The sequence below is a fragment of the Synechococcus sp. MU1611 genome, assembly GCF_020514255.1.
GTDB lineage: Bacteria > Cyanobacteriota > Cyanobacteriia > PCC-6307 > Cyanobiaceae > Parasynechococcus.
This window is the reverse complement of the sequence record NZ_VTLC01000005.1, coordinates 1-24,647: the sequence shown is the minus strand read 5'-3', so window position 1 is coordinate 24,647 and position 24,647 is coordinate 1. Positions and strand designations below refer to the sequence as shown.

General features: G+C 58.0%; 29 protein-coding genes and 2 tRNA genes. 11 read left to right on the top strand and 20 right to left on the bottom strand.

Annotated features, from left to right (window positions below; genetic code table 11):
- The first annotated feature begins 25 nt into the window (after window positions 1–25).
- Entirely contained in the window at window positions 26–1,153 is a 1,128-nt protein-coding gene (locus FZZ92_RS10160; RefSeq protein ID WP_226423160.1) for a DUF4236 domain-containing protein, read from the top strand.
- On the opposite strand, the gene FZZ92_RS10155 is transcribed toward FZZ92_RS10160, so the two are convergent.
- Window positions 1,137–2,015 carry an ion transporter gene (locus FZZ92_RS10155; protein WP_226423159.1) on the bottom strand — a complete coding sequence of 293 codons (879 nt, stop codon included), beginning with the start codon at window positions 2,013–2,015 and terminating at the stop codon, window positions 1,137–1,139. The genes FZZ92_RS10160 and FZZ92_RS10155 overlap by 17 nt on opposite strands.
- Window positions 2,016–2,270: 255 nt before the next feature.
- Between FZZ92_RS10155 and FZZ92_RS10145 the strand changes: the two genes are divergently transcribed.
- Window positions 2,271–2,519 (top strand): DUF1651 domain-containing protein, encoded by a 249-nt coding sequence (locus FZZ92_RS10145; protein ID WP_226423236.1) that lies wholly within the window; start codon window positions 2,271–2,273, stop codon window positions 2,517–2,519.
- Between the two features lie 1,358 nt (window positions 2,520–3,877).
- Here the strand turns inward: FZZ92_RS10145 and FZZ92_RS10140 are convergent.
- The 10 genes from FZZ92_RS10140 to psbB form a co-directional block, all read right to left on the bottom strand.
- Window positions 3,878–3,950, bottom strand: a tRNA-Phe gene (locus FZZ92_RS10140).
- A gap of 30 nt (window positions 3,951–3,980) precedes the next feature.
- Window positions 3,981–4,625 (bottom strand): ComF family protein, encoded by a 645-nt coding sequence (locus tag FZZ92_RS10135; protein WP_226423157.1) that lies wholly within the window; start codon window positions 4,623–4,625, stop codon window positions 3,981–3,983.
- 54 nt (window positions 4,626–4,679) lie between these two features.
- Complete coding sequence (locus FZZ92_RS10130; RefSeq protein WP_115022958.1) at window positions 4,680–4,955, bottom strand: DUF2470 domain-containing protein; 276 nt, start codon at window positions 4,953–4,955, stop codon at window positions 4,680–4,682.
- A gap of 181 nt (window positions 4,956–5,136) precedes the next feature.
- The gene (locus tag FZZ92_RS10125) at window positions 5,137–6,375 is read right to left on the bottom strand and encodes an FGGY-family carbohydrate kinase (protein WP_226398237.1); all 1,239 of its coding nucleotides are present in this window, start codon (window positions 6,373–6,375) and stop codon (window positions 5,137–5,139) included.
- 3 nt (window positions 6,376–6,378) lie between these two features.
- Window positions 6,379–7,629, bottom strand: coding sequence for a methionine adenosyltransferase (metK, locus tag FZZ92_RS10120; protein ID WP_115022963.1), 1,251 nt, complete (start codon window positions 7,627–7,629; stop codon window positions 6,379–6,381).
- 23 nt (window positions 7,630–7,652) lie between these two features.
- Entirely contained in the window at window positions 7,653–8,426 is a 774-nt protein-coding gene (locus FZZ92_RS10115; RefSeq protein ID WP_226423156.1) for an HAD family hydrolase, read from the bottom strand.
- Between the two features lie 6 nt (window positions 8,427–8,432).
- On the bottom strand, window positions 8,433–9,524 hold the full coding sequence (locus FZZ92_RS10110) for a 30S ribosomal protein S1 (protein ID WP_226398240.1): 1,092 nt from the start codon (window positions 9,522–9,524) through the stop codon (window positions 8,433–8,435).
- A gap of 118 nt (window positions 9,525–9,642) precedes the next feature.
- Window positions 9,643–10,125 carry a transcriptional regulator NrdR gene (gene nrdR / locus FZZ92_RS10105; RefSeq protein ID WP_115022969.1) on the bottom strand — a complete coding sequence of 161 codons (483 nt, stop codon included), beginning with the start codon at window positions 10,123–10,125 and terminating at the stop codon, window positions 9,643–9,645.
- Between the two features lie 213 nt (window positions 10,126–10,338).
- Window positions 10,339–10,434 (bottom strand): photosystem II reaction center protein T, encoded by a 96-nt coding sequence (locus FZZ92_RS10100; RefSeq protein ID WP_011128841.1) that lies wholly within the window; start codon window positions 10,432–10,434, stop codon window positions 10,339–10,341.
- 21 nt (window positions 10,435–10,455) lie between these two features.
- A complete protein-coding gene (gene psbB, locus FZZ92_RS10095; protein ID WP_115022971.1) occupies window positions 10,456–12,015 on the bottom strand; it encodes a photosystem II chlorophyll-binding protein CP47 in 1,560 nt (519 codons plus the stop codon).
- Between the two features lie 182 nt (window positions 12,016–12,197).
- Between psbB and FZZ92_RS10090 the strand changes: the two genes are divergently transcribed.
- On the top strand, window positions 12,198–12,674 hold the full coding sequence (locus tag FZZ92_RS10090) for a 2Fe-2S iron-sulfur cluster-binding protein (RefSeq protein WP_166017597.1): 477 nt from the start codon (window positions 12,198–12,200) through the stop codon (window positions 12,672–12,674).
- A 59-nt stretch (window positions 12,675–12,733) separates the two neighbouring features.
- Window positions 12,734–12,838 carry a photosystem II reaction center protein PsbM gene (psbM, locus tag FZZ92_RS10085; protein ID WP_115022976.1) on the top strand — a complete coding sequence of 35 codons (105 nt, stop codon included), beginning with the start codon at window positions 12,734–12,736 and terminating at the stop codon, window positions 12,836–12,838.
- A gap of 2 nt (window positions 12,839–12,840) precedes the next feature.
- Here the strand turns inward: psbM and FZZ92_RS10080 are convergent, their stop codons facing one another.
- Complete coding sequence (locus FZZ92_RS10080; protein WP_115022978.1) at window positions 12,841–13,689, bottom strand: universal stress protein; 849 nt, start codon at window positions 13,687–13,689, stop codon at window positions 12,841–12,843.
- Window positions 13,690–13,772: 83 nt separating this feature from the next.
- Here FZZ92_RS10080 and FZZ92_RS10075 point away from each other — a divergent pair, with 83 nt between their 5' ends.
- The 5 genes from FZZ92_RS10075 to FZZ92_RS10055 all read left to right on the top strand — a co-directional run bounded on the left by FZZ92_RS10075 (window position 13,773) and on the right by FZZ92_RS10055 (window position 16,972).
- On the top strand, window positions 13,773–14,177 hold the full coding sequence (locus FZZ92_RS10075) for an acyl-CoA thioesterase (RefSeq protein WP_226423155.1): 405 nt from the start codon (window positions 13,773–13,775) through the stop codon (window positions 14,175–14,177).
- 110 nt (window positions 14,178–14,287) lie between these two features.
- Window positions 14,288–15,304: a DNA-processing protein DprA gene (locus FZZ92_RS10070; RefSeq protein WP_226423154.1), complete on the top strand. Its 1,017-nt coding sequence runs from the start codon at window positions 14,288–14,290 to the stop codon at window positions 15,302–15,304.
- Window positions 15,283–16,188: a peptide chain release factor N(5)-glutamine methyltransferase gene (prmC, locus tag FZZ92_RS10065; protein WP_370631281.1), complete on the top strand. Its 906-nt coding sequence runs from the start codon at window positions 15,283–15,285 to the stop codon at window positions 16,186–16,188. The genes FZZ92_RS10070 and prmC overlap by 22 nt, the downstream gene beginning before the upstream one ends.
- A complete protein-coding gene (locus FZZ92_RS10060) occupies window positions 16,188–16,802 on the top strand; it encodes an L-threonylcarbamoyladenylate synthase (RefSeq protein ID WP_226398244.1) in 615 nt (204 codons plus the stop codon). Before prmC ends, FZZ92_RS10060 begins: the two co-directional genes overlap by 1 nt.
- Entirely contained in the window at window positions 16,799–16,972 is a 174-nt protein-coding gene (locus tag FZZ92_RS10055) for a hypothetical protein (RefSeq protein WP_226398245.1), read from the top strand. Before FZZ92_RS10060 ends, FZZ92_RS10055 begins: the two co-directional genes overlap by 4 nt.
- A gap of 9 nt (window positions 16,973–16,981) precedes the next feature.
- On the opposite strand, the gene FZZ92_RS10050 is transcribed toward FZZ92_RS10055, so the two are convergent.
- The 7 genes from FZZ92_RS10050 to ctpZ all read right to left on the bottom strand — a co-directional run bounded on the left by FZZ92_RS10050 (window position 16,982) and on the right by ctpZ (window position 21,664).
- Window positions 16,982–17,053: transfer RNA gene (locus tag FZZ92_RS10050), tRNA-Thr, on the bottom strand.
- Complete coding sequence (locus tag FZZ92_RS10045; RefSeq protein ID WP_226398246.1) at window positions 17,044–17,301, bottom strand: response regulator transcription factor; 258 nt, start codon at window positions 17,299–17,301, stop codon at window positions 17,044–17,046. Before FZZ92_RS10045 ends, FZZ92_RS10050 begins: the two co-directional genes overlap by 10 nt.
- A gap of 18 nt (window positions 17,302–17,319) precedes the next feature.
- Complete coding sequence (gene minE, locus FZZ92_RS10040; protein ID WP_115022992.1) at window positions 17,320–17,607, bottom strand: cell division topological specificity factor MinE; 288 nt, start codon at window positions 17,605–17,607, stop codon at window positions 17,320–17,322.
- 4 nt (window positions 17,608–17,611) lie between these two features.
- On the bottom strand, window positions 17,612–18,424 hold the full coding sequence (gene minD / locus FZZ92_RS10035; RefSeq protein ID WP_226398247.1) for a septum site-determining protein MinD: 813 nt from the start codon (window positions 18,422–18,424) through the stop codon (window positions 17,612–17,614).
- A 56-nt stretch (window positions 18,425–18,480) separates the two neighbouring features.
- A complete protein-coding gene (minC, locus tag FZZ92_RS10030; RefSeq protein WP_226423152.1) occupies window positions 18,481–19,119 on the bottom strand; it encodes a septum site-determining protein MinC in 639 nt (212 codons plus the stop codon).
- The gene (locus tag FZZ92_RS10025; RefSeq protein ID WP_226398249.1) at window positions 19,116–20,390 is read right to left on the bottom strand and encodes an HD domain-containing protein; all 1,275 of its coding nucleotides are present in this window, start codon (window positions 20,388–20,390) and stop codon (window positions 19,116–19,118) included. The genes minC and FZZ92_RS10025 overlap by 4 nt, the downstream gene beginning before the upstream one ends.
- Window positions 20,387–21,664 (bottom strand): carboxyl-terminal processing protease CtpZ, encoded by a 1,278-nt coding sequence (gene ctpZ, locus FZZ92_RS10020; RefSeq protein WP_226398250.1) that lies wholly within the window; start codon window positions 21,662–21,664, stop codon window positions 20,387–20,389. The genes FZZ92_RS10025 and ctpZ overlap by 4 nt, the downstream gene beginning before the upstream one ends.
- A gap of 67 nt (window positions 21,665–21,731) precedes the next feature.
- Here ctpZ and petB point away from each other — a divergent pair, with 67 nt between their 5' ends.
- A complete protein-coding gene (petB, locus tag FZZ92_RS10015; RefSeq protein ID WP_011363493.1) occupies window positions 21,732–22,388 on the top strand; it encodes a cytochrome b6 in 657 nt (218 codons plus the stop codon).
- Window positions 22,389–22,427: 39 nt separating this feature from the next.
- Window positions 22,428–22,910: a cytochrome b6-f complex subunit IV gene (gene petD, locus FZZ92_RS10010; RefSeq protein ID WP_115022998.1), complete on the top strand. Its 483-nt coding sequence runs from the start codon at window positions 22,428–22,430 to the stop codon at window positions 22,908–22,910.
- Window positions 22,911–22,986: 76 nt separating this feature from the next.
- Here the strand turns inward: petD and FZZ92_RS10005 are convergent, their stop codons facing one another.
- Window positions 22,987–24,444 carry a glycoside hydrolase 100 family protein gene (locus tag FZZ92_RS10005; RefSeq protein ID WP_226398251.1) on the bottom strand — a complete coding sequence of 486 codons (1,458 nt, stop codon included), beginning with the start codon at window positions 24,442–24,444 and terminating at the stop codon, window positions 22,987–22,989.
- Window positions 24,445–24,647: the final 203 nt, after the last annotated feature.

The window sequence follows — 24,647 nt, the reverse complement described above, 5'->3', positions numbered from 1 at the left end:
TGTGTTTGCTTGGAGGAATTGACTGATGGCGTGGGCATTCCGTAAGCGGATCAAGGTCATCCCTGGCGTCTACATCAACCTCAGTAAGAGCGGGATCAGCGCCAATACGGGTGTCAGGGGTGCCTCCCTGACATTCAGGTCTGATGGCGTTTATCGGAATCTTGGTCTCCCTGGAACAGGCATCTACAGCAGGCAAAAGGTTGGTGACTATGGCGGTCGTGCCCCTGATCAGGGCACCGATCAGGAATACGCTCCTGAGGAAGCGTTTGAAGTCGCGGCACTTGATTACTCCTTCATTAGTGCCGACCCTCTGGAGGTCACTAGCGAAGGACTTCAAGGACTTCAGCAGGCAGTCATCGATGCCAATCGCCAAAAGCAAGAACTGACCAGAGACGCTGAGTCCATCAAGGGGTCTCTGTCTCTCCTCCGTCTTGGGGAGGTCCTCTCCAAGGTCTGCCTGATCTACTTCTTTGTTCCCTCCCTCAAAAGGAGCATCCAGTTAGGAATCAAGGGGCGACAGGATGCTCTGAAGGAGGTGACTGAATCCATTGCAGCATCTGCGGTTTCACTTGCGGTGGAGATGGATGCCGACTGCAGTTCTGCTCATCAAAAGGTTCAAAGCACCTTCGATGCACTCACCCGTTGTTCCTGCATTTGGGACATCACTTCGGGTAGCGACATCGATCGGGTTCAATCTCGTTCCGCTGCCTCGATGAGCATCGAGCGATCGATCACAAAGTGCTTGCGTAAGGACCTTCCAGGCATAACTGCTCCTGAGACCCCCTTGGTCTTCCTGAATCGGAATGGTGCAGACATATATGTATATCCAGGATTCTTCGTGATGTTCGAGTCTCCATCTCGAATGGGGATTCTCGATATCTCAGAACTAGAAGTCGATTACGAGACAACAAGATTCATCGAGACGGACACAACGCCTCCTGATAGCAAGCGAGTTGGAGAGGTCTGGGAGAAATCGAATAAGGACGGAAGTAGAGATAAGCGATTTGCAGAAAATCGACAGTTCCCCGTAATGGAATATGGCGAGATCACCTTTAAATCATCGTCGGGTATCTACGAAAAATATATGTTCAGCAATGCCAAGGCATCTGAGGTTTTTTTTAATGCTTTGCAGGCGCTTAAAGATCTTCTCTAGAGTTCTCTGATCCAAGGGACTCAGTGAAACCTGCTGAGATAATACCGATTGGGATTGCGATCACTGCGATCCCGCATATGGCAGTTAATGCTGCCACTAGTTTCCCCAGTGCTGTTATGGGAAAAGTGTCGCCATATCCAACTGTTGTCACCGTAACAACAGACCACCATAGGCATCTGGGTATTGAACCGAACTGCTCCTTCTGGACCCCTCCTTCAACCAAGAACATCAATATGCTGCTGATAGTGATGACAACTCCCGAGTAAATAGCGGAAATCTGAAGTGCTTCTTTCTTGGCGGTGATTGCTTTATTGAAATGCTTGTTGCTCTTGCGAAAACGCTTTGAACGACCTACACGCCCTATGCGTGCAAGTCGAATAATCCTGAGCAAATACAGTTCAGGGGTGATGAAACCTAGGATGGTTGGGGCAATTGCAATTAGATCCAGGATTGCAAGAGGCGTGATGGCGTAGTCCCAGGCACCTCGAATACCTCTTCTTGCTCCTTCCCTAAGTGGAGCAACCCAGAGTCGCAAGATGTACTCAAATAGGAAGATTATTGCAACTGCGATATCAAGTTTTACGAGTAAATCTCCCAGTGATGAGCGAACAACAGGTTCTGTCGCGACAACTGCCAAAACGATTGATAAGGCGATCAGGAGACCTATCGCTTTGACGGCATTAGTCGCTTCCCCTCGCTCGCCCTCAGAGTTCAACGAGTGGAAGAGTTTTTCTCGGAAAGTTCTCACGACGACTGGACTTTGCCCATATTCATCTTGTCCGCCACCGCCGTTCAGCGCCACCAGCGGCACATTCTTCAGATTTCCCCCTTGATTCGACCCCTCCAACCAGGAGTAGAACATTTGAACTACTCAACAGGAGGGATCGATGGCGGAAGAGGAATGGGACTTCGTTGATGGTTTGAAGAGCACCAGATCGTCCTGCGTCTGTATGACCTGCCAGCACTTCACCTATGTCTGCGACCAGCACTGCTACACGCTTCTGACTTGCGGTCTCCAGCGCCGTCAGGTTCCACACGGTGAACACCTGACGAAGAGATGCCGTAACTGGATGGTCCGCAGGGAGGTGGAAATGGGTTGGTGCCCGGAGGTGGCGTGATGAAGGAGGGATGGTTGATTGATGCCAATGACCACTGGGTCTGGAGATTCCATCGGGATAACTCCGCCTGGGTCAGAGACTCCAAGGTCTTCATTGACCGAGGGCGACAGATGCCTCAAGGACCTCCGTTGCTTAAAGAGCGCCTGTATCTGAGGAAGGACGCCGCAGAACAGTTGTGGAAGTCGCTGCAAACACAGGGATGGAAACCTCTGAAGGAACCTGCTTGGGGCGCTGCTGCTGATGTTTAAGACGTTCGGCAAACCGTAAGCACAAATACTCAGCGGGCGGTGTTAGACCAGTCGTATCGCATGAGAGCGAGGAACCCAGGAGGTCAAACACTCCTGGGTCTTTTCTTGGAAAACGCTCACGGCACCCACGGCAGTCCCGCCTCATCGGTGAGGGTGGTCATCGCTTGGCGTCGTCCCGCCCAGCGGCACTTTCAGTTTCCGAAGCAGCGATAGGGATACCGCTGCTTTTTTTTGTGCCTTCAAGCGGACCGACAGGAAGGTGTTCCCGTTACCTAAGTCCCAATCCAGTAAAAATCGCTGCCGCTACCCATATATCGGGTGCCTACAACCTCAAAAAGGTGTTGCACCGCCATGTCTTACAGAGACGCCAACCACCTCAAATCAACCTTTCAGCGGGAACTTTGGAGTGAAGCGGGGACTTGGTTGCTGGAGAGGACGCAAACGCTGTGGGATGGCGGGATGCCCGACGAAGCATCGGCGCTTTATTCCGAGTTCTCCAGGGGTCCTACTCTGGGCGAATGAACTTCTGCCCTTGAGGAGTAGTTCCGCTCATGCCCTCGTGTTCTGAACCGCCTTAGAACAGGGATGAGGTCAGAGACCGCTGAAGCAGTAAAACCAGGTCTCAACGACCTTTAGGGGGGTACCGCTTGCCCCCCTTTTCAATGGGCGCTTCTACGGATGGCACCAGGTCCCTAGCGGGGCGAGCATTTGTTCAACCTTCTTCGGAAGGGTGAATGCGTCATCGAGGGAGGGACTAGGGAACCCTCCTTTTTCTTGGTTGCCTCACGCCAGCGACGTTTTGTCGTGATGGCAACGACCCGTAGGTATTTCTTCCGCCATCTTCAATGCGTTCCCTTCGGTGAGGGGACGATGCGTCGTACGGGGAGGGGTTAGGGACCCTCCTTTTTTTTTTGGCAGTTCGTAAACGGCGCCCACGGCACCGCTGTTGGTTTTAAGAGGGTGGTCTTGCTGGAACGACAGCACCTTCGACGCATACGTCCCCTTAGTGGCGGCATTCCCTGCCGCCTTTTTTATTGCTTGCGGGCGACCGAACCATGAGCGGTCCTCACCACCTTTTCTGGCGGTTCTCCTACTCCTCACCGGAGAAGACCAGGAGGAAGGTGATGGGGCGTCAGATTGAGAGGGCGGGACCTCTGGGGTGTGGGCACTCCAGGGGTCTTTTTTGTCCTTGGGTAGGGGAAATCTGGGGACCTTTCCCTGTCTGACCGAAAGGACGTGCTCCCCTACTGCTCCCCTACCATTTCGGCAAAATTCAATTGGGTGCTTGAGGCACTAAAAAGCACGTGATAACACCAGATATGGTGCTATCACGTGCCTTTAGAGGCGTTTTCGGGAAATGCCAGGACCCAGATTTGAACTGGGGACACGGCGATTTTCAGTCGCCTGCTCTACCAACTGAGCTATCCCGGCGCGTCGCCTAAGCGACCTGGGAATCTTAAATCACCGCCTGCGCTGTCTTGCGGGTGTGCGTCCCAGGCAGATCAATCCAGCCACCCCATGGCCGGCCTCTTCCAGCGCCTGGCGAGCCGCCAAAGCGGTTGCCCCTGTCGTGAGGATGTCATCCACGAGCCAGACCGAGGTGAGGGCGGTTGCTGGGTTGTGGGGCCTGGCCCGGAACGCGCCGATCAGGTTCGTCTGGCGTTGGCTTCTGTTCAGATGGTGTTGGCTCAGCCCGACACGGGGTCGTTGCAGCAGGTCTGCTGTTGGTCGGTCCAAGCCCATGGCAATGCGCTGAGGCAGGGGGTTGGTGCGCTGCCGTTTCCAGCTTGGAATCGGCACCAACACCGCTGCGGAAGGCAAGCTCAAGCTGTCAGACAGCATCTGAACCAACGTCGCAAGTGCGTTCTGTTTGGTTGGCTGACGCACTTTCAGTAGCAGCTGGCGCAGGGCGCCCTCATAGGGCCCTAGAGCGCACCATCGCAAGGGCTCCAGGCCCTTGATGCCCTCAGGAGGAAGCTCCAGTGCGTCTAGGCAGTGTCTGCAGGGAAATGTCGGTGTCTGTGGCTCTTGCCAAGGTCCATCACAGATCGGGCAACGGGGCTCGATCAGCAGGGTCTGGGCAAAGGCCAGGAACGCTCGATGCATAGCGGGAAGCTCGGTGCATCGAGCGTTCCACTGCTGAATCAGATTGTTCCTGGCTTAGCCGTTCTCCTTGGGCATCGCCCGAAGCATGGCCACCAACGTGCGATGGGCGTCTTCGCTGTCGGTGAGGGTGTGATCGAAAGCGATGCTGATGCTCGCGCCATCCACCTCTAGTTCCATGGTCTCTGCTTTCACAGACACCATGCGTGCGGCGGCGGGATTGCTGACGCCGCCGTAGTGCTTGGCGTAGGCCAGCACCGCTTCCGCATGGTCGTCGTTCATGTGTTTGCAGATCCGTGTGCTGACGGCATCAGTGAGGGCGTCTGCAGGCATCGGTATGAAACGAGGAGAATGCAATCTTTGCAGTGATTGGTTCAGGCGAAGCGCTCGATCAGCAGAAGGCCGAGGCGGATGCCGCTGAATCCCACATAACAGGCCAACACGACGAAGAGCCCCATCGCCAGAATTTCGCGGAGATTGGAGGGCATGGCTGGCTGGCTTGTTGCCCGAATTCTCACCCGACTAGGGCCTGTTGGGCCAGTCGCGCCACACCTGCAGCGGGGGGTGTTTGACAACTGGTCACAGGACAGCCAAGACGGCGTTCCCGAAGCCGTCTCCATTGGGGATTGCGCGCTCCTCCGCCGATGCTGATGATCCGTTGGGGCGCGGCGGCACCCAGAACCTGGAGGCGTTGCCAACCCTGCGCTTCGATCTCGGCGAGGCCTTCGAGCAGTCCATGCAGGTAGAGGGCATCACTCACCGGGCGAGGTTCCAGCACCGGCAGTAGCTCAGGATCATCGACAGGGAAGCGTTCGCCCGGGCCTGGCAGGGGGCGCAGTGAGAGGCCGCTATTGGTGTCAGGGTCGATTTGGCGGCTGAGCTCTGCGAGCTGGTCGTCGCTGTAGAAGCGCCGCAGCACGCCTGCCCCTGCGTTGGAGGCGCCTCCACAGAGCCATCGCTCACCAACGCGATGACTGGTGACGCCGGGGGCTGCCAAGGGCGTTTCTGTGAAGCACTTCATCACCAACGTGGTGCCCAGCACGGTGACCCCGTCTCCTGGTTGGGGATGGGCGGCCAACACAGCGGCATTGGAATCCGTTGTCCCGGCCACGATGATCAGATCGTCAGCCAAGCCCAAGGCTTTGGCCTGGTTTGGTGCGATCGTTCCCAGGATGCTGCCGCTGCGACGGATGTCGGGGAGTGTTTGCTTCCAGGGTTGTGTGGCAAAGCTGGATGGCCAGCTGTTGGTGATGAGATCCCAGCCCAGTCGGAGATTGTTGCCTTCTTCCCCCCAGCTCCAGTTGTTCAACAGCCATCCGCTGATCCAGTCCGCTTGATGACGCAACAGGATCTCGTTGCCGTATCTGGCTAGCAGCCGAAGTGCCCTCGCCAGGCTGCTGCTGCTGCTTTGCGCAAGGTTTCCCGTGCCCACCAGCTCTTGCAGAAGGGGAGCTACCTCTGGACAGGCCAGGGAGTAAGGCAAGGCTTCCCCGAGAGGGAGACCATGGGAGTCGCAGGCCAGGAGGGTGCCTGATGTGCCATCAACTGCAAGCGCCCTGAGCCGAGATTGAAGGGCGTTGGGGATGGCTTGAAGCAGCTCGCGACAGGCCTCACGCCAAGACTCGGGGTCGCAAAATGAACCGTGGTAGTTGCTGGCCTGGGTGTGGTGCAACACACCATCCATGCCCAGCACAGCAATGCGAACACCACTGGTGCCCAGGTCGATGCCTAGCACCAGTGGTGGTTGTGTCATGACCTACGCAGTGACGCCCTGTGCAACCTTCGCTTGGCGAAGTTCCTCGCTTTTTGCACTGACGTCTTCCCAGGGCGCCTGCAAGTCGTTACGTCCGAAATGGCCGTAGGCGGCTGTGTCCTGATAGAAGCGACCGCCGCGTTGTTGGGGGAGGTTGCGTAGGCCGAATATCTCGATGATGGCGCCGGGGCGCAGATCGAAATGCTCCTGAACGAGGGCGGTCAGCGCGTCGTTGTCCAGTTGGCTGGTGCCGAAGGATTCCACGAGGATCGACACAGGCTTGGCGACGCCGATGGCGTAGCTCAGCTGCACTTCGGCACGTTCGGCGAGCCCTGCGGCCACAAGGCACTTGGCCACGTAGCGCGCGGCATAGGCGGCCGAGCGGTCCACCTTGGTGGGGTCTTTGCCGGAGAAAGCGCCACCGCCGTGGCGGGCATAGCCCCCGTAGGTGTCCACGATGATCTTGCGGCCGGTGAGGCCGGCATCTCCCTGAGGGCCGCCCACCACGAACTTGCCGGTTGGGTTCACCAGATATTTCGTTGCTTCACGGGAGGGCTTGAGCGCCAGGTCGGCGGTTGCCGGCTCCACGACATGGGTCCAGAGGTCTTTGGTGATGCGTTCACGGATGCCCTGTTCATCGCTGATCCCATCCACTTCCGCCGTGTGCTGGGTGGAGATCAGGATCGTGTCGATCGAAACGGGCTTGTCGTTTTCGTAGACAACGCTCACCTGTGTCTTGCCATCAGGAAGCAGGTAATCCAAGGTCCCGTTGTGGCGCACTTCGGCAAGGCGGCGCGACAGCCGGTGGGCGAGGCTGATCGGCAACGGCATCAGCTCAGGTGTTTCGTTGCAGGCGTAGCCGAACATGATTCCCTGGTCGCCTGCTCCCACCAGATCAAGCGGATCGCCTGCGTGGTCGTCGGCTTCGTTGACTCCCTGGGCGATGTCGGGGGATTGCTGGTCGAGAGCCACCAGCACCGCGCAGCTGTTGGCATCGAATCCACCGGCCCGGGCGCCGCTGTAACCGATCTCCTTGATCACATTGCGAACCAAGTGGATGAAATCCACTTGTGCTTTGGATGTCACCTCACCGGTGATCATGCAGAGACCGGTGTTCACGACGGTCTCGCAGGCCACGCGGCTGGAAGGATCCTGGGCCAGCAGAGCATCGAGAACTGCGTCGCTGACCTGATCGCAGATTTTGTCGGGATGCCCTTCCGTAACGGACTCGGACGTAAAGACGTAACGGCTCATTCGAGGCTCCAGATGGCGCGACTTTACGCGGCTGGGTTGAGGGCGAGGTCGTGCCAGTTGCGGAGCAGATGCTGGGCTGAGTGCAATTCGGGGGAACGACTCCAACCACCGGTGAATCCGATCACGCAGCCAATTCCAGCCTGAAGAGCCATTTGAAGGTCGGTTTCAGCATCCCCGATCAATGCACAACGCTGGGGTGGAAGGCCCAGGCCGTCGCACAGCTCCAGAACGGCTTGCGGATCGGGTTTTCGCGGATGGTCGTCAGCACTCCAGATGCCATCAATGCATGCACTGAGCTCATGGTGATCCAGGAAGTCATCAATGCCGGATCGGGTGTCATTGCTGATGACAGCAGTGGTCACATTCAGCTGATTCAGGGCCCGTAGGAGTCCTTCTGCACCGTTGAGCAAGGGGCTGGGGGTCGCCTTGATCAGGCCGCTCTGGTCAACCTCGTCGAAGCAGGCGTGGGCCATGGCCAGGGCCTGGGGCCATGAGCAGCCAAGGAGGCAAAACACCGTTGCGGTTGAGGCGATGTTGTCCTGTCTGGAGGCAACAGCAAGGGTTCCGCCTGGATGGAGCATGCCGTTGCTCACACCGAACGCTCTGCGCAAGGTGTCTCTCAGCGCAAAGGCTTCGAGTGGTGGGGCTTGGTCTTGCCCGATTTCAATGGCTCTGTTGATGCGTTCCTCTGCCAATGCCAGCAGATGAGGCTCACTATGGGAAAGGGTGCCGTCCTTATCGAACAGCACCCCGTCAATTGAGCTGATGGGTGTTCCCTTCAGCAGAAGTGTGGCCATTCAGGCTCAGATCATCATGGAGTTGATCGGGTCTTCGCCTTCCTCAGCCTGCTCCAGCAGCATTTGCTTGTAGCGCGCGGCCATCTCTTCGGCCTTCTCAAACACCTTCTGAGGATCGGTGAGCATGTCACCGGGTTCCGGTTCCAGGGCCTTGGTGGAGAGAGAGATCCGGCCGCGCTCGGCATCGAGATCAATGATCATCACTTTCATCTGATCATTCACGTTCAGCACCGAGTGGGGGGTCTCGATGTGCTCGTGGCTGATCTCGGAAATGTGCAGCAGACCGCTGACACCACCGATGTCGATAAAAGCGCCATAGGGCTTGATGCCGCGGACGGTGCCGACCACGACTTCGCCCACTTCCAGGCGGTTCATCTTCCGCTCCACCAGGGCGCGGCGGTGGCTAAGCACCAGACGATTGCGCTCTTCGTCCACCTCGAGGAATTTCAGAGGCAGGAAGTCGGCGACCAGTTCTTCCTTCGGCTTGCGGGTGCTGATGTGGGAGCCGGGGATGAATCCCCGCAGGCCTTCCACGCGCACCAGGGCACCACCACGGTTGGTGGCAAACACCTCGGAATAGATGGTGGCATCTTCCTTCTGGAGCTGGCGAACCCGCTCCCATGCCCGCTGGTATTCGATCCGACGGATCGACAGCGCCAGCTGACCGTCCTCGTTCTCCTCACTCATGATGAAGAACTCACGGATCTCGCCGGGCTGCAGCACGTCGCTTAGACCCTCGACCCGGTTGATCGACACCTCTTGAAGAGGCATGAAGGCAGCCGTCTTGGCGCCGATGTCGATCATCGCGCCTTTCGATTCCAAGGCGAAGACCGTGCCATTGACGATGTCGCCTGGCTTGAAGTTGTAGTCGTACTTGCTGAGTAGAGCCGCGAACTCATCAATGGTGAAGCCGGCGTCGTCCAGGTTGCGGCTGGTGGCTCGGCTGCTGGGATCATCCGCTGTGGGGACGTCCTCAGGAATGCTTAAGTCCTCACCCTCAAACGCCTGTTCAACGGCGGAGTCTTCTGGTGAGGCTTCCGTAGCGTTCGCCTCTTGAGCTTGATCCTGGATCTGTTCTTCTGTCGGAGTCGCAGACATGGGGGGCTGGCGGTCTACCTCAGGTGGGTAGTACGAAAAATTCGCGTAAAACGCCCGCCGACGTTCCACGGAGAATCAATGACTTTACAGACCTGAGGGACTGAATCTGCCTCCCGATTCAGCGCACGCTGGCCAGATGGTTCTGTTCCTGATCGGCGTTGAGCGTCTCCAGCGTCGAGACGAAGTCGTCAATGCCACGGAACTGGCGGTAGACGGATGCGAATCGGATGTAGGCCACCTCGCTGATTTGCTTGAGATCTCGAAGCACGAACTCACCGATCTCAACGCTGCTGACTTCCTTGCCAGAGCGTTGCTGAAGCTTCAATTCGAGTTCTTCAACCAGGGATTCCAGGCGTGTTGTATCGAGGCCAGTTTTCTCGCAAGCTCGATTCAAGCCATGCAGCAACTTGCTGCGACTGAAGATTTCCCTGTTGCCGTTGCGTTTGATCACCGTGATCGGCACGGTTTCCACCCGCTCGTAGGTGGTGAAGCGAAATTCACAGTTCAGGCATTCGCGACGTCGTCTCACGCTGCGTCCGCCATCGGCTGCCCTTGATTCAAGAACGCGACTATCTGTGTTTTGGCAGGAGGGGCACTGCATCCCCGAAGGAGTTAATAAGTTGCACCAACTGTAGACAGTGATTTGAGACTTGAGAAGGGCCTGTAGGACATCAGTCTCATTTGCGGATTCGGTCGACGGCTGTCACTGACTTGAGACTGCTTTGATCTGTTCTGGTGGCCGAGACCATCTTGCGACGACCGGCGTGCCCAGGCATGAAAAAACCCCGCCGGAGCGGGGTTTTGAAGGTTTAAATCACTTACCGATCTTCGGCGGATCGCGGAATGCGATTGCAAAAAAGAGTGTGGCAATCGCGAGGGTAAGGATGAGGACGTAAGCGAAGCTTTCCATCGTGTTGTTCCTGAAGGGCGATCAGTTGAGGGGGGTTCCAGCAGGTGGAACGTAGCCCTCGGGCAGGCGACGGGTGGTTTTGTCACCCAGCTTGGCAAAGAGGCCAAACTCAACCTGATCACCGAGGTCGGGATCAATACCTGCAAACACATCGCGGTAGAGGGTGCGAGCACCGTGCCAGATGTGACCGAAGAAGAACAGCAGCGCGAAGGTGGCGTGGCCGAATGTGAACCAGCCTCGCGGTGAGCTGCGGAACGTGCCGTCGGAGTTGTAGGTCTCGCGATCGAAGTCGAACGCTTCGCCCAGTTGTGCTTTGCGTGCAAGACGCTTCACATCAGCAGGGTCAGTGAAGGTCTGACCATCAAGCGCTCCACCGAAGACTTGGGCAGTGACGCCCTGCTGTTCGAAGGAGTACTTGGCTTCGGCTCGTCGGTAGGGGATATCCGCACGGACATTGCCCTGGGCGTCTTGGAGAACTACCGGGAAGTTCTCGAAGAAGTTCGGAAGTCGCCTTACTTCCAGCTCTTCGCCGGTCTTATCAGTAAAGACGATGTGACCAATCCAGGAAGTTGCTAAGCCATCGCCATTGACCATCGGACCAACCCTGAAGAGGCCGCCCTTAGCAGGGCTGTTGCCGACGTAATCGTAGAAAGCGAGCTTTTCAGGGACTGCCTCAAAAGCTTCTTCACGAGTCGCGCCATCGTCCATGGCGGTTTGGACGCGACGGTTGATCTCTGTCTTGAAGTAGTTCTGATCCCACTGATAACGAGTGGGGCCAAACAGCTCAACAGGGGTGGCTGCTGCTCCGTACCACATCGTTCCAGCAACGATGAATGCGGCGAAGAACACTGCCGCAATGGCACTCGCCAGGACTGTTTCGATGTTGCCCATCCGCAGTGCCTTGTAAAGACGCTCTGGCGGACGTGTGGTGATGTGGAAGATGCCAGCAATGATGCCAACGATTCCAGCCGCGATGTGGTGGGCAACGATTCCACCGGGATTGAAGGGGTTGAATCCCTCTGGACCCCACGACGGTTGCACCGCTTCTAGATGACCGGTCAGTGCGTACGGGTCAGAGACCCACATGCCTGGTCCAAAGACACCAGTGAGGTGGAAAGCGCCAAATCCGAAGCAACCAAGACCAGCCAGAAGCAGGTGGATGCCGAAGATCTTCGGCAGGTCAAGAGCAGGTTCACCTGTACGAGGGTCTTGCCAGATCTCGAGATCCCAGTAAGTCCAATGCCAGATGGCAGCCAGCATCAGCAGGCCAGAAAAAATGATGTGAGCGGCAGCGACGCCCTCGAAACTCCAGAAACCGGGATCAACACCCGTTTCGCCGGTGATGCTCCATCCACCCCAGCTACCAGTCACTCCCAGGCGGGACATGAAAGGCATGACGAACATGCCCTGACGCCACATTGGGTTCAGGACAGGATCGGATGGGTCAAAGATGGCCAGCTCATAGAGAGCCATGGAGCCGGCCCAGCCGGCTACGAGGGCTGTATGCATGAGGTGCACAGCCAGAAGGCGGCCCGGGTCATTAATGACGACGGTGTGCACCCGATACCAGGGCAATCCCATGGGTCAGGTTCGGGGGACAAGACTGCTAGTGCAGTCAGACATGGGCGATCGTAAGGGCTTCTGCTCGACGGGCGGGAGAAAAGGGATGTCCTCGCAACGGTCAGTGACATGAAAGTTGAGCAGAAGCTGTTCACAAATCGAAATGCTTGAGCCCATGATGGAGGTTGGTTGCTTGGGGACTCATGCCCGTTATCCGGTTTGTTCGTGAAGGGCGTGATGTGGAGTGTTATCCAGGTGAAAACCTGAGGGAGGTGGCCCGGCGTGAGGGCATCGAGCTCTACGGATTGAAGGGGCAGTTGGGCAACTGCGGTGGTTGTGGCCAGTGCATCACTTGCTTTGTTTCGGTCGTCGACGAGAACTCTGTTGATGCGTTGACAGCTCGAACTGCAGTCGAAGAGAACAAGCTGCGTCGCCGCCCCCAGGAGTGGCGCTTGGCCTGTCAGGCCCTTGTGGAGAAATCCGTCATGGTGCTCACCCGTCCTCAGGTACGGCTCGCTAATGCGGACTCGAGGTTGGCCGCGGCTCGACAGGCACCGCTCCCCGCCGGGCCCACCGCATGGCCTGCGCCACCGGTCAGTGAGCTCGATGAGGAGGATCAGGATGCGATCGATGGCGACGGCACGGATGCCAGGGCTGCTACCGCCGGTGACGAGGGCTAAGGGAGACGCTCCCTAGGCCTCTTGTCGGTGATACCTTCGCCTTGATCCCTCCAACGGCCATGGAAACCAACGATCTCGGATTCGTCGCCAGCCTCCTGTTCATTCTGGTTCCGGCGATCTTCCTGATCGTGCTCTACATCGGCACGCAGAACAAAGAGGCCTGAGCTCAGCCCTGTTCCGGTTCGCGCACCAGCAGTACAGGCGCTGGTGCGTGAACGCGGATGTAATCGCTGACCGATCCGCCCAGCAGCTTGTCGAGGTCCACCAGCCCTCTGGCAACAAGAGGTCGTCGGTCTTGAGATGCGATGACCACAAGGTCGGCGTTGCACTCAGATGCGGCCATGCAAACGCTGCGACCGATGTCTTTCCCTTCGGTGTGAATGGCTTTCATGTCAACACCGAATCCCCTCGCACGCTGAACAGCAGCGTCGAGCACTTCGTCTGCTTTGGTGCGGCCTCCCCTGGACGGTGCTGACTCCTGGCGAACGACATGAACGCCGGTCAGGGTTCCGCCGGGGATTTCTCGAACAAGCTCGCAGGCTGTGCGCAGGGCGTCGTCCCCGACCCCTGTTCCATCGACCGTCACCATCACGCGATTGACATGCTTCACGTAGAGGTCGTCACGGACCAGCAGCATTGGGCGCGTTGAGAGTTGGAAGACGTACTGGCTGGTGCTGTTGGCCAGAATGGATTGAAGGCGTCCGAGGCCTCGGGACCCCATCACGATCAGGTCGGCCTGAACTTCATCGGCAACCTTAAGAACGGTCTGCTTGGTGTCGCCCTCCCGAATCAATGTGCTCACGCTCGAGGCGTTGAGCCCCATGCGTGTCACTGCACTGCTCAACAGGTTTTCTGCTTCATCGCGATGGCCATCGGATTGCGATTTGCTCTGCTCAGAGACCACATGCAGGAGATTGATTTTCGCGGACTTCAGGCTTGGAATGTCCTGGAGCATGCGGATCATTTCCTCGACGTGACCCTTGCCCGAGTCGGCAATCAGAAGGTTCCTGAACACAGGGGTATGAAGCAGTCTCTGCGGAAGCCTATGGGGAGGATTCCTACGTAGCGACAAGCTGATGGCACAGCGTTACGCAGACCATGTGGACCTTGACCAAGCGTGTGCTCCCGCAGCACACCGATTACGCCGGTGTGATGTGGCATGGAGCCTATGTGCAGTGGCTGGAGGAAGCCAGAGTTGAGGCCTTGCAGGCTGCTGGTCTGGGTTACGCCGCAATGACCGCGATGGGTGTTGACATGCCAGTGGTGTCTCTACAGCTGGAGTACCGCCATCCCCTCCGGCACGGAGATGAGGTCTGTGTGGAAAGTCGTTGCTCAGCACAAAAGGGTGTGCGTTGGCCATGGGCCTCTTGCTTTATCCGTGGAGACACGGTGGTTGCCGAGGCGACGGTGCAGCTGGTGATGTTGCGTCAGGGTCGCGTGCTGAGGCGCGTGCCATCTGAGTTGCAGTTGGTGATGCAAAAGCTTGTGAGGCACGGCTTGTGAGCCAGGCCCAGGGCGAAGCGCAATTGTGCTAGTACAAACGTACTTGCGGTGAGCCGGTGCGGGGTTGGTGGTGGCGATGGAGTTGTTGTCCGGGGCTGGGGAATTCACGCATGGCGGATCTGCGCGCGTTCTGCCGCGACCGATCCATTGGGCCGGATCAGCTCTGGGGCTGGCCCACAGAGCGTCTTTGCCAAGCGCTGGGCTGGCCGTCGCACTGTCAGTGCGCCGTCGATCGATACAGATGTGAGCAGGGGGCTGCGCCCGATCTTGAGGTCCCCAACTGTGTTCTTCTGCCCGGTGATCCTGCCTGGCCAAGCTGTTTGGACCAGGCGGATCCCCCTCCGGCTGGGCTGTTTGTCCAGGGGGCTCGATCGATGCTCCGGCATCTGAATGCCCGCGAAGCGATTGCGGTGGTTGGCACGCGTTCTGCCTCTGAGCATGGCCTTGCAATGGCGGAAGAGCTGGGTCGCGCTCTCGCCGAAGCCGGCTGGCCTGTGCTTAGTGGGCTTGCGGAAGGGATCGATGCTGCAGCGCACCGCGGCTGTCTGGCCAGGAACGGAGCACCCATCGCTGTCTTAGGGACGCCGTTGGATCGTGTTTATCCGACCCACCATCGATCCCTGCAACAGCAGGTCGGTGAGCAAGGGCTGCTGCTGAGCACAACCCGGTCTGGCTGTCGGGTTCATCCAGGGCACTTCGCGGCTCGGAATCGTTGGCTGGTGACCTTTGCGAAAGTCCTTGTGGTGGTGGAGTGTCCGCAACGAAGCGGAGCCTTGATTTCGGCAGGCTGGGCGAGCCAGATGGATTGCCCTCTATGGGTCGTCCCTGGTGATGCCCGCCGTTGGTCCTGTCGGGGCAGCAATGCACTGCTTCGGGATCGAGCGACAGCTCTGATTCATCCCGAGGATCTCCTGCGGTGTCTGGGTGATGGTCCGTTGAAGTCGGATGATTCTCGCCTCATGAGCCGCAAGCTGTTGGGGGCTATCGGAACCGGGGCTTCTTTGGATCAGCTGGTGCATCGCTTGCAGTGTTCCCCTGCTGAGCTGGCCCCTCAGCTGCTGGCTCTCGAGTGCCAGGGCGAATTGCTGTGTGAGTCTGGACTGCACTGGCGCAAGCGTCGGCCTTGAGAGACTGCAGCACGCTGACTGGCACTGAACTTTTGCAGTGGCGGCGCAGACAACTCGCCCTAGGTGGGACCGCGGCGGATCTCGATTGGTTGATTGATCTGGCAGGTGGTATCCCCTGGGCAAGCTTGCAAAGGCTGCTCCTGGATCCATCACGCACCATTGCCATGGTGCAGTCCCTCGATGTGCTCACTCAACTTTGGCAGCGCCATCTTCAGGAGAACGTTCCCCTGCAGCATTTGGTTGGGCTTTGTCCATGGCGGGACCTTCTGCTCGAGTCGTCCCCCGCTGCGCTGATTCCCCGTCAGGAAACTGAACTGCTGGTGGATCTTGCCCTGAGCCACTTGAAGGCGGCCCCTCCCGGCCGCTGGGCTGACCTCGGCACCGGCTCGGGGGCCATCGCTGTGAGTTTGGCCCTCGCCTGGCCGACGGCATTGGGGCATGCAGTCGATCTCAGTTGCGATGCTCTGCGTTTGGCGGCACGCAATTTCAAGCGTTGTGCCCCGAACCACAACTGCTCGCTTCACCTCGGGTCGTGGTGGATACCACTCAAGACCTGGTGGGGAACCCTGGATCTGGTGATCAGCAACCCTCCCTACATCCCGATTTCAGTTGTTCATGGTCTCGAGTCCGTTGTTCGAGACCATGAACCACATTTGGCGCTGAGTGGAGGAGAGGATGGGCTTGACGCGATTCGCGCTGTGGTGGACGGAGCGCCGAAGGGTCTGGCGCCTGGGGGTTGGCTTCTGCTCGAGCACCACCATGATCAGAGCGCTCTGGTTATGCAGCTGATGCGTGATGCGGGTTTGGTGGAGGTCAGCGCGGCTGCTGATCTTGAGGGGACGCGTCGCTTCGCTCTTGCCCGAAACCGTGCTGCAGCGTCCTGATGAAGGAACGATTCATACCCCCTCCGATCCTTGAAGCCACCGCATTGGTGCAGCGTCTTCGTGCTGGTGAAGCCGCCATCATCCCCACCGATACCCTGCCCGGGCTCGCGGTGATGCCCGATCAAGCGCAGACCCTCTGGCACTTGAAACGTCGACCTGCTGATAAACCCCTGATCCTCATGGGGGCAACGGTTGATGATTTGCTCCAGGAGGTCGATGTCTCGTGTCATCGGGAGGTTGAAGCGTTGGCTGAGCACTATTGGCCTGGAGCACTCACGCTGGTACTACCTGCCTGTGATGGTGGTGCTGCTTGTCATCTCAACCCAGGGGGCAGAACCCTCGGCTGCCGCATCCCTGCCTGCGAGCAGACCCGTGAGTTGCTTCAGATCAGCGGGCCGTTGGCCACCACCAGTGCCAACCGCTCCGGAGAACCGGCGAGCATGACCTCAGCAGATGCGTCGCGGTATTTCCCTGATGTCGCTCAACTGGGGCCCCAGCCGTGGTCCCAACCCTCAGGTCAGGCCAGCACGGTGTTGGTCTGGGTCGAGGTCGGACGCTGGCGCATGGCGCGACGGGGTGCTGTGATTCCTTCAGGGCTTGAGGTGTTCGAGTGATCCCACTGGTCGGGCTCTGCCTGCTGGTGATGGCAGTGCTTCATTGGGTGTTGGAGCCCCTTGAAGCCCTTTTCACCTGGACGCTTCAACTGAATCTTCTTCCCTGGCTGCTGGGATTGATCCTCATCTGGATCTTTGCGGGTGAAACGGATCGCAGGCCATTCCCCTGATCCAGATCAAGCCGGCTAACGGATTTGAACCGATGGCCTTCGCTTTACAAAAGCGCTGCTCTACCACTGAGCTAAGCCGGCATGGGGGGCATCGTACCTTCGCGGCGTTGGCGATCCAATGCAGGGTCTCCATTCCTGATCAGCCAAAGCGCCAGCTCGAGTCGGTTTCGACAACCGCTCTTGGAGAGTGCCCGGCTGATGTGGCACTCAACAGTGCGGTGACTAATCACCAATCGGTGGGCGATGGCTCGGTTCTCGAGGCCGTCAAGCAACAAGAGCACCACCCGCTTTTCAGCAGGAGTGAGGTGATTTAAAGGGCTAAGAGTCAAGCTTGAACAGGTCGCTGCTCAGAGGGTTCCACCCTTTGATGGTTGGGTGATCGGGCGACGGATGGGAAGGTTGGCCACCAGGGCAGTGACGCGGTCTTCCGTCTCCAGGCTCACATCTCCTTCCTCAAGGTCGATCTCCACGTAGCGGGCAACCACTTCGAGGATCTCGCGCCGCATCTGCTCAAGCAGCTCCGGATTGAGGTCACTGCGGTCGTGGGCGAGCACCAGCTGGAGACGCTCCCTTGCTGTTTCAGCACTGGCGGGCTGACGGCCCAGGAGTTTGTCGATGAATTCTTTGAGTGTCATCGCCTCAGAAAATCCGGGTTTGCATCAGCTTGCGCATCCTGGCGCGTAGGCCGCGGCGGGCCTGGGATGGATCCATCAGGGGAATGTCTTCGCCCTGAAGCCGTTGGGCGATGTTGCTGTAAGCCTGTGCCGCGGGTGATGACGAGTCGGTCAGCGTCAAGGGTTCACCGCGGTTGGTGCTCACAATCACCTGCTCATCTTCAAAAACAAGACCCAGGAGAGGCAGCGCCAGGATGTCGGTGACGTCATCCACCGAGAGCATTTCCTGGTTCGACATCATTTTGGGGCGGACTCTGTTGAGCACAAGCTGCACTGGCTGCACCCCCTGGGTATTCAGCAGTCCGATCACGCGATCAGCGTCCCGAACGGCTGCTACTTCCGGCGTTGTGATCACGACAGCTTCGCGGGCTGCAGCCGCCGCATTCTTGAATCCGTCTTCAATCCCGGCCGGACAGTCGATCAGCACGTAGTCGAACTGGCGCTCCAGCAGCGAAACGATGGCCTGCATGTCCTTGGGGGTCAGCCACTCCAGCATCCGGGGGTTTCCCGCAGGCAGCAGAGCCAGATTGGGCTCCTGCTTGTGTTTCACAAGGGCTTGCTCAAGTCGGCAGGTCTCGGCCAGCACCTCCTGAGCGGTATAAACAATGCGGTTTTCCAGACCCAGGAGCAGATCGAGGTTTCTCAGTCCGAAGTCCGCGTCAAGAACCACGGTTTTGGCTCCTTGGCGAGCAAGAGCGATGCCGAGGTTCGCTGTGGTCGTTGTTTTTCCGACACCGCCCTTGCCAGAACAGATCAGGATGGTTCGGGTCGTCGACACCAGGGTTCTGCTTTGGTGCGGCCAGAATAATCTGGCTTCACGCTCTGACAACGGCGTCAGCGTTTTTGAAAGCTTTGGATGACGGCAGGTTCAATGGCGATCACGCCATCCTTGAGTTCCGCTTGTTCGGCTAAACCAGCCTGGGGCAGATCCTCGGGGCCTCGCGCTACCACGTCGGCAATCCGAAGTTGCAGTGGTCGCAGCTGCAGGGCAACGATTTTCGCGGTCGTCGACCCCTCGCATCCAGCGTGGGCTACACCTCGCAGGCGCCCCCAAATCAGAACATCAGCAGCTGAGCTGATCCGTGCTCCGGGATTCACATCGCCGCAGAGGAGGATGCTTCGGTCACTCTGGAGATGATCGCCGGAGCGGAGTGTGCCCTGGTGGAACAACAGCTCTGTAGGGCCCGCTGGGATCGAATTCGTCTGGGCTTTATTTTTAAAAGATGCGTGCTCAGGGCTTGCGTCCAGGCCAAGCGCTGAGGCACTTACGACGGTTTCCAGCGCTCGGCTTGTGATCCTTCCGAGTTGATGGCCTGCATCGGCAACCAAGGCACATAGGTCCGTCAGATCGGTGCAGCTCAGGATCCAGTCTTCGCAATCCAGATCAACGATCGTTTCGGAGCAACTGTTCAAGAGATCAGGCAATCGATCCCTCCAGTGATCAAGGCGCTGGTCGGGAAGCTTCAGTGTCATGGCTGCTTCACCTTTGCTGATCGGGGCCATTCAACGTCCATTTCTTCCCTGAGCTCGGAACTGATGTCACGGGGGTGAATCAACCAGGACGTCGCCGCAGGTGTGGCCAAACTGGCAACAAGTGGCGATGCCTGTTCCAGAGCCTGGAGTTGACGTCCATCCCACAGGCGCAAGCCGCCTCTATAGGGGTGGTACCCACGGAGTTGTTGATGACGCAATCCGCAGCACAGTTCCGGGTCATGGCCATGACGATCGGCCAAACGCCTGGCTGTCGCGAGCAGTTGCAGTTGATCAGCCCGGGGGAGATGTTCGACGGCCGTAGCTTTGAGTAGGCGTCGATCTAAAAAACGACCGCTGAGTTCAGCGAGGGGCGCTGGGGCTTCAGATTGCCATCGCTGAAGGTGGTAGCCGGTGCGTTGGTCGTCGTTGGCGAGGAAGTCCTCAAGGCTGATCATGTTCGGTTGCCAGAGCCAGCTGGCCATCACTTCATCAGCCCACACCTGCTTAGGACCAAGCTGTCGTGCCGTCAGGATCAGTTTTTCCAGCAGCCAATTGCACACCACATTCAGCCGGTGGTTGTAGACGCTCCTGTACATCAGATTCCTCACCACCAAGTAGTGCTCAACAGCCATCAGACCTTTGGGGTGAATGGCCATCTCACCATCAGGGGCAAGGGTCAGTGCTCCGAGAATTCGGTCGAGATCCAGCTGCCCGTAGCGGGTTCCAGTGCTGTAGCTGTCGCGCAGGAGATAGTCCAGACGGTCGCAATCCAGTTGGCTGCTGACCAGGTGTTTGACCAATGGGTGTGGGCTGAGGCCATGCTCAAGAAGATCTGCCACCGCATCTGCTGTACCGGATTGATGGCTCTCCAGACATGCACGGATTTTTGGGTGATGCCGGATCACCCGTGCTGACCATTGTTCGTGGCGCAGGCCGAACATTTCCTCGCCGGTATGGCTCAAGGGGCCATGGCCGATGTCATGGAGCAAAGCAGCGCCATAGAGCAACCCGCGGTGCTGCTCCAGATCCGGCGCCAACGGCAGCATTCGCTCAAACGCACGTCGCGCCAGATGAAAGACGCCCAGCGAGTGGGTGAACCGACTGGATTCGGCGCTGTGGAAGGTGAGGTAAGCCGGTCCCAGCTGCCGAATACGACGCAGGCGCTGAAAAGGTGTCGTATCCACAAGGTCCATCACCATCCCTTCTGCTGGGGCTTGTCGGTCAAGACCGATGCCCCGATGCAGAGGGTCGTGATAGGTGCGCTGGCTCATGCCTCGATGTCGTCTGCGGATTGTTCAAGCAGTGCTTCCATCCATTGCTGCGCTTCGGAGAGCCAGCGGTCGCCATCACCGCCGGGATTCAGCGGCTCCGGATCGGACAGCGCACGATCGGGTGCGATCCCCTGTCCCTGAATATCCCGTCCGCTGGGTGTCACATACCCCGCGACAGTCACTGCAAGTCCGCTGCCGTCACTCAGGTTGGTCAGCGTTTGAATCAGACCTTTCCCAAACGTCTGGCCTCCGAGCAAGGTGGCTCTTTGATTGTCCTGAAGTGCTCCTGCCAGGATTTCACTGGCGCTGGCAGTTCCCCCATTCACGAGGGTGACCATTGGTCCGTCGAAGACCGTCTGGAGACTCGCCTGGATGGTGTCATTGATTCCGTCGCGGTTGCGGGTTTCGACGATGGCGCCACCGGAAAGAAACTCGTCTGCGACTGCCAATCCAGCACTCACCAAGCCACCTGAGTTGTTGCGTAGATCGAGAACCAATCCTTCGATGTCCTTGTTTCCAAGATGGGTGAGAGCTTCTTTTACCTGTTCTGGTACGCCTTCACTGAATTGGGTGATTCGCAGGTAGCCGAGGGTGTGGCTGCCGTTGCGCAAGCGGCGTGTACGCACCGGCCTGAGATCCACGCTGCGGCGTTCAAGGGTCAGTTCATTCGACTCGCCATTGCTGTTTCCCAGAGTCAGAACCACCTGCGAGCCCACGTCTCCCCTCAACGCTGCCACCGTTCCCTCGAGACCTAAATCCACCACCGCTTTGCCATCAACGGACAGCAGCTGGGTTCCACTGGTGATGTCTGCCTCTCCAGCTGGCGAGCCTTCTAGGGCTGAAATCACCACAACGCCATTGCCGCCTTCGTCCGGTCCCAGTTGCAATCCCACACCGCTGAGATTTCCGCTGGTGCTGTTTTTCAGAGCTGCGTAGTCCTCCGGACGGAGCAGCCGTGTGTAAGGGTCTCCCAGCTGAGCGAGCATGGTTTCGATGGCCGCGTAGGCATCGTCACTACTCTCGATGCTGCGTTCCATGGCCTTCTGGCGTTGACGTCGCCAGCGGACCTCATCGAGTTGCTCGGGGTTCCAAAATCCCTGGTTCACGAGGCGCCAGCTGTCCACCACGAGCTGTTGTGTATCGCTGAGTGCAACGGCTGTGCACACGTTCCCCAGCACCAAAAAGCAGCAAAGAGCAGCTGTGATCAGTTGGCGCAGCGCTCGAAACCCTCTGCGCCGCAGCCAGTCTGAAAGATCGTTAACAGTTGGATACATCGCGGGGGGTTCGCCTCGATGGCAGAAGCGTGCTCAGTAGACTTTCGCAACTCGAGCCCGCTTGTGCATGGCGAACTCATCACCGGTTTACGACTGGTTCCAGGAACGTCTGGAAATCCAGGACATTGCAGACGACATCGGCTCCAAGTACGTGCCTCCCCACGTCAACATCTTTTATTGCTTGGGTGGCATCACGTTGGTGTGCTTCCTGATCCAGTTCGCGACCGGGTTCGCGATGACCTTCTATTACAAGCCCACTGTCGCTGAGGCCTACAAGTCGGTCGAGTACCTAATGACCGATGTCAGCTTCGGCTGGTTGATCCGCTCCGTGCACCGCTGGAGCGCCTCAATGATGGTGCTGATGCTGATCCTCCATGTGTTCCGCGTCTATCTCACCGGTGGCTTTAAACGCCCCCGTGAGCTCACCTGGGTCACTGGCGTCACCATGGCTGTCATCACGGTGTCCTTCGGCGTGACCGGATACTCCCTCCCTTGGGATCAGGTCGGTTATTGGGCTGTGAAAATCGTCTCCGGAGTTCCCGCAGCCATTCCAGTGGTTGGAGACTTCATGGTTGAACTGCTTCGCGGTGGTGAGAGCGTTGGTCAGGCCACCCTTACGCGCTTTTACAGCCTGCACACTTTTGTGATGCCTTGGCTGCTGGCTGTGTTCATGCTCATGCACTTCCTGATGATTCGGAAGCAGGGCATTTCCGGTCCTTTGTGATCTGCGTTCCTACTGTTCCCTCAACACCTGGACTAACCGATGCACATTCTCAAGAAGCCTGATCTCTCCGATCCCAAGATGCGGGCCAAGCTCGCGAAGGGTATGGGTCACAACTATTACGGCGAGCCCGCCTGGCCCAACGATCTGCTCTACATCTTTCCGGTGGTGATCCTCGGCACTATCGCTTGTGTGGTGGGTCTGGCTGTTCTGGATCCCGCGATGCTCGCCGACAAGGCTGATCCATTCGCGACACCCCTGGAAATTCTTCCCGAGTGGTACCTCTATCCGGTCTTCCAAATCCTGCGGGTTGTTCCGAACAAACTTCTGGGCATTGCACTCCAGACTCTGGTTCCCCTCGGTCTGATGCTTGTTCCTTTCATTGAGAGCTTCAACAAGTTCCAGAATCCGTTCCGTCGTCCCGTTGCAATGACTGTGTTCCTGTTCGGAACTGTCACCACGATCTACCTGGGTATCGGCGCTGCACTCCCTATCGACAAGTCCCTCACCCTCGGACTTTTCTGATCAATCGCAAGATTTCAGATTTCTTACCCCGACTCCATGAGTCGGGGTTTTTTTGTGCTGATGGATTGGAGCTTGTTTAGTGACCCATGGATTCGTCCAGATTCAGCATCAGGACGTCGTCTGGGTTGACGTGGAGGAAGTGGTGCATCAGCAGAAAACCAACGATGGTCCAGGTCTGATAGGTACGTGACTGCTGTCCAACCCATGTCCCTGTCGGTCCGTCGAAGTATTCGGCCCACTGCTGACGGGGCAGTTGGTTGAGATGGCTCCAATAGCACTCGTCCAACAGGGTTTTCATTTGCCCCATCAGCAACACGTCGGCTTGGGGGTTCAGGCGTTCATGGAGAAGGATGGACGCTCCGAAAAACCAGAGCAGGCTCGGCCAGTGGCCGCCGTTGTGATAGCTCCATGGCCAGTTTTTGGGATCGGACCCTGTCTTGTTCTCCCACTCCACCCCTTCCATGGGTGGATGACAGATGCGCATCGGCATCTGGGCCATGAGGTGATCCCGGTTGTGCAGAACCAATCGGAACATTGCCCGTTGCTGCGGCGCGGTCAGCAGCCCGAACAGGGATGCCAGGGAGTTTCCCAGGGAATAGAAGCGGAAATCCGGTCGTCCGGTTCGCATGTTCCCGATCATGTAACCGCCTCGGTTTTCGAGCCAGTCCTGCAACCAGTCCGGGATGACCTGCGGTTGAACGTTGAACTCGTTCTGATGCTGGTTTTCTCCGTACTGCTCCGTCGGACGTCGTCGAAGCACTTGCATGGTTTTACTGGTGACCCAGTAGTGCTTCAGCAGGAACTGCCGCAAGTCATGGGTCCACTGCCGGCTTAAGCGCAGCCGTTCTCCTAAAAGAACACTGTTCTCCTGGCGTTGGCACAGCTCCATCAGTCCCACGCAGCTGCGGAGTGCAGCAAAGAGCAACACTTCCACTTCCAATGGAGCCCCCCATACGTCCATGGGGCGGTCAATCATGAAGGCGCAGTCCGGAACGAACAGCACCGGTGTTCCCTCGAAACTTGGGTGAAGAACGAGATCGAGCAGCAGTTGCAAACCACGCTGCACCTCAGGACTTCGACCGAAATCCGTGTCTCCACTTCGCTTGACGTAGATCCAGCAAAGAATCGGCCACCACAGGCTTGCATCCACTGAGGTGATGCGACCGATTGAGCGTTGGCCGTAGTCCGCAACGAGTTCCCCTTCCTCTTCAACGAAACTGGTGGGAAAGACACCGCGCGTTTGAACACTGGTGCTTTGCAGGTGAAGGCTGACGCTTAGAAACTGCTTCACGATGGCGAAGCGGCCTTCCAGCATCAGATAGATCATCACGGGAACGTTGTCCCGTAGGAAGATTTCTCCGTAGTTGAGAGCTTCGTCAGAACGGCGATGTTCCATCGCCGCAACGCTGCCGGCGAGTTCCCCTTGTACCCCGATCAGCGTGGCCTCGAAGTGTTCACGTGCTTTTTGCAGCACCTGGTATTCGTTCGAATTGGGGCGGAAACGCTGGCTCTGTTCAGTGAAGCGCGTTGGCATCGAGGTGACCTCCATCTGAAACGTAGTTCTGGCAATGGGTTTCGCCAGTGGAAGCAACTCTTCAGATCTGAATACGACGTGCCTCTTGCGAGCTGGGGAGATGTGGTGTTATGGTTTTGTCTTGCGCGGGAGCCGAGAGGCGAGCGCGCAAGCCGAAGCGCTGAAGGCGAAAGTCTTGATGTGTCTGAGGCGACTTACAAGAT

Bases quoted from the DNA above. Each gene is read 5' to 3' on its own strand.
- psbB (WP_115022971.1), bottom strand. From the start codon at position 12,015: ATGGGATTGCCCTGGTATCGGGTGCACACCGTCGTCATTAATGACCCG.
- FZZ92_RS10125 (WP_226398237.1), bottom strand. From the start codon at position 6,375: ATGACACAACCACCACTGGTGCTAGGCATCGACCTGGGCACCAGTGGT.
- FZZ92_RS10135 (WP_226423157.1), bottom strand. From the start codon at position 4,625: ATGCATCGAGCGTTCCTGGCCTTTGCCCAGACCCTGCTGATCGAGCCC.
- FZZ92_RS10155 (WP_226423159.1), bottom strand. From the start codon at position 2,015: ATGTTCTACTCCTGGTTGGAGGGGTCGAATCAAGGGGGAAATCTGAAG.
- FZZ92_RS10025 (WP_226398249.1), bottom strand. From the start codon at position 20,390: ATGAGCCAGCGCACCTATCACGACCCTCTGCATCGGGGCATCGGTCTT.
- FZZ92_RS10160 (WP_226423160.1), top strand. From the start codon at position 26: ATGGCGTGGGCATTCCGTAAGCGGATCAAGGTCATCCCTGGCGTCTAC.
- petB (WP_011363493.1), top strand. From the start codon at position 21,732: ATGGCGAACTCATCACCGGTTTACGACTGGTTCCAGGAACGTCTGGAA.
- FZZ92_RS10130 (WP_115022958.1), bottom strand. From the start codon at position 4,955: ATGCCTGCAGACGCCCTCACTGATGCCGTCAGCACACGGATCTGCAAA.
- FZZ92_RS10145 (WP_226423236.1), top strand. From the start codon at position 2,271: ATGAAGGAGGGATGGTTGATTGATGCCAATGACCACTGGGTCTGGAGA.
- FZZ92_RS10005 (WP_226398251.1), bottom strand. From the start codon at position 24,444: ATGCCAACGCGCTTCACTGAACAGAGCCAGCGTTTCCGCCCCAATTCG.
- FZZ92_RS10110 (WP_226398240.1), bottom strand. From the start codon at position 9,524: ATGTCTGCGACTCCGACAGAAGAACAGATCCAGGATCAAGCTCAAGAG.
- FZZ92_RS10070 (WP_226423154.1), top strand. From the start codon at position 14,288: ATGGCGGATCTGCGCGCGTTCTGCCGCGACCGATCCATTGGGCCGGAT.
- petD (WP_115022998.1), top strand. From the start codon at position 22,428: ATGCACATTCTCAAGAAGCCTGATCTCTCCGATCCCAAGATGCGGGCC.
- ctpZ (WP_226398250.1), bottom strand. From the start codon at position 21,664: ATGTATCCAACTGTTAACGATCTTTCAGACTGGCTGCGGCGCAGAGGG.
- nrdR (WP_115022969.1), bottom strand. From the start codon at position 10,125: ATGCAGTGCCCCTCCTGCCAAAACACAGATAGTCGCGTTCTTGAATCA.
- FZZ92_RS10100 (WP_011128841.1), bottom strand. From the start codon at position 10,434: ATGGAAAGCTTCGCTTACGTCCTCATCCTTACCCTCGCGATTGCCACA.
- metK (WP_115022963.1), bottom strand. From the start codon at position 7,629: ATGAGCCGTTACGTCTTTACGTCCGAGTCCGTTACGGAAGGGCATCCC.
- minE (WP_115022992.1), bottom strand. From the start codon at position 17,607: ATGACACTCAAAGAATTCATCGACAAACTCCTGGGCCGTCAGCCCGCC.
- FZZ92_RS10075 (WP_226423155.1), top strand. From the start codon at position 13,773: ATGTGGACCTTGACCAAGCGTGTGCTCCCGCAGCACACCGATTACGCC.
- psbM (WP_115022976.1), top strand. From the start codon at position 12,734: ATGGAAACCAACGATCTCGGATTCGTCGCCAGCCTCCTGTTCATTCTG.
- FZZ92_RS10090 (WP_166017597.1), top strand. From the start codon at position 12,198: ATGCCCGTTATCCGGTTTGTTCGTGAAGGGCGTGATGTGGAGTGTTAT.
- FZZ92_RS10060 (WP_226398244.1), top strand. From the start codon at position 16,188: ATGAAGGAACGATTCATACCCCCTCCGATCCTTGAAGCCACCGCATTG.
- minC (WP_226423152.1), bottom strand. From the start codon at position 19,119: ATGACACTGAAGCTTCCCGACCAGCGCCTTGATCACTGGAGGGATCGA.
- FZZ92_RS10115 (WP_226423156.1), bottom strand. From the start codon at position 8,426: ATGGCCACACTTCTGCTGAAGGGAACACCCATCAGCTCAATTGACGGG.